Annotated in this window: 5 protein-coding genes and 2 pseudogenes; 5 read left to right on the top strand and 2 right to left on the bottom strand. The window is 63.7% G+C overall.

All coding sequences use genetic code 11. The features are described 5' to 3' along the window. Positions 1-557: pseudogene (locus EOA28_RS24650) on the bottom strand (helix-turn-helix domain-containing protein); the annotation flags it as partial. A gap of 120 nt (positions 558-677) precedes the next feature. Between EOA28_RS24650 and EOA28_RS24645 the strand changes: the two are divergent. From EOA28_RS24645 to EOA28_RS24635, 3 genes are all read left to right on the top strand, one after another. Further along, positions 678-1,427 carry a DUF899 family protein gene (locus tag EOA28_RS24645; RefSeq protein ID WP_127250603.1) on the top strand — a complete coding sequence of 250 codons (750 nt, stop codon included), beginning with the start codon at positions 678-680 and terminating at the stop codon, positions 1,425-1,427. A gap of 103 nt (positions 1,428-1,530) precedes the next feature. Then, on the top strand, positions 1,531-1,773 hold the full coding sequence (locus EOA28_RS24640; protein ID WP_245463282.1) for a hypothetical protein: 243 nt from the start codon (positions 1,531-1,533) through the stop codon (positions 1,771-1,773). Between the two features lie 110 nt (positions 1,774-1,883). Next, positions 1,884-2,498, top strand: a complete 615-nt coding sequence (locus EOA28_RS24635) for a class I SAM-dependent methyltransferase (protein WP_245463281.1) — start codon at positions 1,884-1,886, stop codon at positions 2,496-2,498. Between the two features lie 30 nt (positions 2,499-2,528). Here the strand turns inward: EOA28_RS24635 and EOA28_RS24630 are convergent. After that, positions 2,529-3,459 (bottom strand): annotated as a pseudogene (locus tag EOA28_RS24630) (AraC family transcriptional regulator). 74 nt (positions 3,460-3,533) lie between these two features. Here EOA28_RS24630 and EOA28_RS24625 point away from each other — a divergent pair. Together EOA28_RS24625 and EOA28_RS24620 are read left to right on the top strand one after the other, a co-directional pair. Next, complete coding sequence (locus tag EOA28_RS24625; protein WP_127251034.1) at positions 3,534-4,361, top strand: oxidoreductase; 828 nt, start codon at positions 3,534-3,536, stop codon at positions 4,359-4,361. 62 nt (positions 4,362-4,423) lie between these two features. Then, positions 4,424-4,989: PLDc N-terminal domain-containing protein (locus tag EOA28_RS24620; protein WP_189342167.1), on the top strand; the 566-nt coding region annotated here is incomplete at its 3' end.

Raw genomic sequence — 4,989 nt, 5'->3', positions numbered from 1 at the left:
GCCTTCAATGCCGGGATATTGGCTTGATACGCGGCAAGCGATGCCCGGCCGAATGCCGAGCGCGCCGCCTTTGTCCTCAGACGCCGGACCGCAATGCCGGCCGCGGCCAGTTCATGCGCGACGCGCGCGACCGGCGGCAGCGGCGCCGGATCGAAATCCGAAAGCAGCCGCTCGGCCTCGTCGAGCCGGCCGATCAGAATGAGGCGGCGTGCCTCGAGGCTGCCGGCATAGGCGGCGTTCAGCCGGTCGCCATGCGCGGCAAGCGTGGCGCGGGCGGATCGCAAGGCCCTTTCCGGCCAGCCGAGGTCGCGCGAGACCAACGCGATCTCAGCCTCGGCGACGACGCAGCGCGCGCGGGCGACGGTCTCCCTCGAACTGAAGGCCCTCGCCGCGTCCTTCAGCAGCGCCTTGGCCTTGGCGAAATCGCCGAGCTGCGCCATCGCGATGCCGCGCAGCGCCAGCGCCGGCGCGTCGTCGCGCAGCGCGACGCGCTTCAAGGCGCCGAGCGGATCGCCCGCCGCAAGCGCGCGGCCGGCGGCATTGATCAGCGAGTCCATGCCGTCGCCTCGAGGCGCGCCGGATCAAATCGCGTCACACTTGTAACTCTCACCATCGAACCATGCGGCCTATGTCTGTCCCTGTCACCCCCAACCAAACCCAAGAACGGGACAAGAGCAATGACCCAACACATGAAGACACCGCCGGTCGTTTCGCAGGAAGCGTGGGAAGGCGCCTATGAAGAAATGCTGGTCAAGGAAAAGGCGATGACCCGCGCCCGCGACGCATTGGCCGCCGAACGCCGCCGCATGCCGTGGATGGAAATCACCAAGGACTATGTGTTCGATGGCCCGAACGGCAAGGCGAGCCTGCTCGACCTCTTCGAAGGCCGCCGCCAGCTCGTGATCTACCGCGCCTTCTTCGAGCCGGGTGTCTTTGGCTGGCCCGAACATGCCTGTCGCGGCTGCTCGCTCGGCGCCGACATGGTCGGTAACCTCGCCCATCTCAACGCCCGCGACACCACGCTCGCCTATGCCTCGCGCGCGCCGCAGGCCGACATCCAGCGGTTGAAGCAACAGATGGACTGGAAAATGCCCTGGTACACCATCACCGACAGCTGGGATAAGGATTTCGGCGTCGACCAATGGCACGGCCACAACGTCTTCATCCATGACGGCAAGCGCATCTTCCGCACCTATTTCGTCAACAACCGCGGCGACGAAGCCTTCGGCACCGTGTGGAGCTATCTCGACGTCACGCCGCTCGGCCGTCAGGAGGTGTGGGAGGATTCGCCCGAGGGCTATCCGCAGACCCAGACCTACAAATGGTGGAACTGGCACGACAATTACGATGAAGGCGCCGCCCCAGACCAGAGATGGGTCGAGGTCTCGGATGCCGGTGAAGCGGCGTTCCGCAACAAGAGCGCCTGAGCGCGAAGCGACTCCGGCGGCGGCCACACGTCGCCGGAGCCGATCTCGCCAAGCCTTGTCTCTCTGACCCCTGCAAACCTGACCGCTTCAGAAGGTGGATATTATGAGCATCGACAACCCCGCCCCTCGCCTGAGCGGCTTCGACCTCGCCGACTGGCTCTGCCTCGCCGCGGCGCCAACCTTCGCCATGATGGCGCTGCTGACGGCTGCCTACGGCGACCACGACATGATGTGCATGTCGGCCGCCTCGGTGCTGAGCGGCATGGCGCCGATGTATCTGTTGATGGCGGGCTTCCATCTGACGCCTTGGCTGCGGCTGATGGCGAGGCGCACCAATGGGATTTGACGCAAGCGCTCAGCGTTCCCGTTACCTTGCGTTTAGCTCTGCCATGTAGAGAATTCGGATGCGGAGGCGGCGTCTGAATGCTGGATAACTATGAGGCGGACGAATTCGGCGTGATCCACCAGATCGACTTCACGCCGATCAAATACGACAAGAAATACATCTCGTACTACGAGGACCTGAGCGACCGGACCATCAAGCTCGGCTACCAGCGGCTTGGCTGGGTGCTGGGGATCACCGGCGAGATTCCGCGCTCGGTGCTCGAAATCGGATACGGCACCGGCACATTCATCGAAGCCGCCAAGATTACAGGCGTCGCCGATTGCGCCGGCTGCGACATCGCCGAGTTTCCGCTGCCCCAAGGTGTCCGCTTTGTCGATTGGGAGGAGGCGCTCGCCGGCTCGTGGGATCTCGTCGCCATGTTCGACGTGCTCGAGCACATCCCTGATCTCAGTTTCCTAGCCCGCCTTAAGACCCGGCATCTGGCCGTCGCTGTCCCTTATTGCCGCTGGCGTGAGCTCGGCGCCGACGGCGACGCCTGGTTCCGGACCTGGCGCATGCGCCTCCCCAACGAACACCTGCACCACTTCGACCGCGACTCGCTGGTGGCGCTGCTCGCGCACAACGGCTTCGACTGCGTGACCCTGAACTGTTTCGAGGACGGGATCAGGCTGCGGCCCGGAGAAGCGGGTCCGAATATTCTGTCGGGCTTCTTCAGGAAGCCATAGGCGGAGAGCCGGCTGAGCGCCAACGGCGGACTACTCCGCCCAGGCAAGCTCGCCCAGATGGCGACGGACCCAGTTCATCTCTTCAGAAGCCGTGCGCCCAAAATGCCGCTTGAAGTCGCGGCTGAACTGAGCCGCGCTCGCATAGCCGACCGAAGCCGCGGCCTGAGCGATCGTGCCCTTGCGCGCGATCATCAGTCTTGCCTCGTGCAGCCGCATGGCTTTCACGTACTGCATCGGGCTGCTCCCGGTCATCTCCCTGAAATGGACGTTAGGAAGGCACGCTCATGCCTGCTTCTCTCGCCAGATCGGCGACCGAGATTTCGCAGCTGTAGTTTTCCCGCAGCCATGCAAGGCTCCGCACGATCCTTCCCGACCTGCCCCTTTGCTGCAAGGCCGCGATCATTGCGCCGCCTTGCGGGCCAATCAGCACCCGGTAATGCAGCTCGCGCAGCAGGCCCGATCCAAGAACGGCGGTCTCGGCAGGGTTGCGAAGCGCCTTCAAAAGGCGCAGCAGCACATCCTCAATATCGGCCTCCATCATGCTCGATATGAGACTTTGTGGCGTGTCGCTTCCCACTGCGGAATGCGTCTCCAGCCGCCCTGCAATCTCGGCAGCCAGCCGCATGTCAAACTCGACATAGACAGCAAGCAGCGGACGATCGGGGCTGGCCATCGACTCCATTCGAAACGGAACCGGCACCGACACCGCCAAATAGTGTTCTTCGTCGTAGAGGTAGACCTCCTGTTCGAGGATGCCTCGCTTGCTTCCCTGCAGGACGAACACCGCGCCCGGCTCATAAAGCACCGGGACGTCATGGAGCACGGCCTCCGTCCGAAGCACCCGTACGCTCTCGATCGCGGTGGCATTGTATCCAATGCGTTCGGCCAGAGTTCCGGCAAGCTCGACCAGTTCCCGTTTTCGTCCAGGGTCTTCTTCGATAGGATTTGGCAAGGAATTCATAGAAACCGCAATCCAGGTGACCGCCGCACCATACTATTTGCCAAGGCGCACTCCATCAACAAGGACCGCAGACCATGGCGAAAAAGACCTTCTTCATCACCGGCGCCAATTCCGGCTTTGGCCTCGCCATCGCTTCCGCCGCAATCCAAACAGGCCATACGGTCATTGGCACCGTACGGTCCGAGACCTCACGCGCGGCACTTGGCAGGTCCCTGCCCGCGATGCGGACGGTCATGTGCGATGTCACGGAGTTCGACCGCGTGCCGGACGTCGTCGCGCAGGCGGAGAAGGAGCACGGGCCCGTCGATGTCCTGATCAACAATGCCGGCTATGGCCACGAAGGCGTGCTTGAAGAGTCGCCGCTCGAAGAGATGCGGCGCCAGTTCGACGTGAACGTCTTCGGTGCCGTGGCGGTCGCCAAGGCGTTTCTTCCGAGGTTCCGCGACCGACGCCGTGGCTTCATCGTCAATGTCACCTCGATGGGCGGCATGATCACGATGCCGGGCATTGCTTACTATTGCGGCAGCAAGTTCGCGCTCCAGGGCATATCGGAGGTGATGCGTTCGGAAATGGCCCCGTTTGGCGTTCGCGTCACGGCCGTCTGCCCCGGTTCCTTCCGGACGGACTGGGCCGGGCGCTCCATGGTCCGGACCGAAAGGTCTATCGCGGATTATGACGCGCTGTTCGACCCGATCCGTGAAGCCCGGCTGACGAAAAGCGGCAAGCAGCTTGGCGATCCGGACAAGCTCGCAGCGGCCGTGTTGGCTTTGGTGGAATCCGAAGCTCCGCCGCCGCAGCTTCTGCTTGGCAGCGACGCCCTCAAGCTCGTGTCCGAGCGTATCGAACGCCTGCAGCAGGGGATCGAAGCCTGGAGGGCCGTAACCATCTCGACCGATGGCTGAATGAGCGCGGGAATAACCCGCCGCATTGCCTTTCCGCCCCGGCTCGCTCCATAGTCGGGTCAATGCTTGACGCGATTGCGAGTCACTGGTCGACGCTTATCCTGATCCTCTCGCTGGCAATGGCGGCGGTGGGTATCGTGCACGCCATCATGACCAAGGAGGACGTGCGCGCCGCCACCGGCTGGGTGGGCGTGATGCTTTTGTCGCCTTTCCTCGGCGCGATCATCTACGCCATTGCCGGCATCAACCGCATCCGCCGCGCGACGATCAGCGCGATGCGGCCGGTTTCACCCGAGGCGGCCGCCGCCAGGCACGACCGCGACGTCGCGCTCGAAGCCCTGATCAACGCCGAATTCGGCCAGCGCTTCACCGGGTTGAAGACGCTTGGCGACAGGGTGGCGCGGCGTCCGCTGACATCCGGAAACACCATCGCCGTGCTCAAGACCGGCGACGAGGCCTATACGGCGATGTGCCGGGCAATTGATGCCGCGCAAAGAAGCGTCCTGCTCGAAACCTATATTTTCGACAATGATGCGGTCGGGGCGCTTTTCGTCCAGTCGCTCGGCAACGCCGTCAAGCGCGGCGTCACTGTCCGCGTGCTGATCGACGCCGTCGGCGTGCGCTATTC

This window comes from Mesorhizobium sp. M2A.F.Ca.ET.067.02.1.1 (assembly GCF_004023285.1).
Classification (GTDB): Bacteria; Pseudomonadota; Alphaproteobacteria; order Rhizobiales; family Rhizobiaceae; genus Mesorhizobium.
This window is presented reverse-complemented; position numbering and strand designations above follow the sequence as displayed.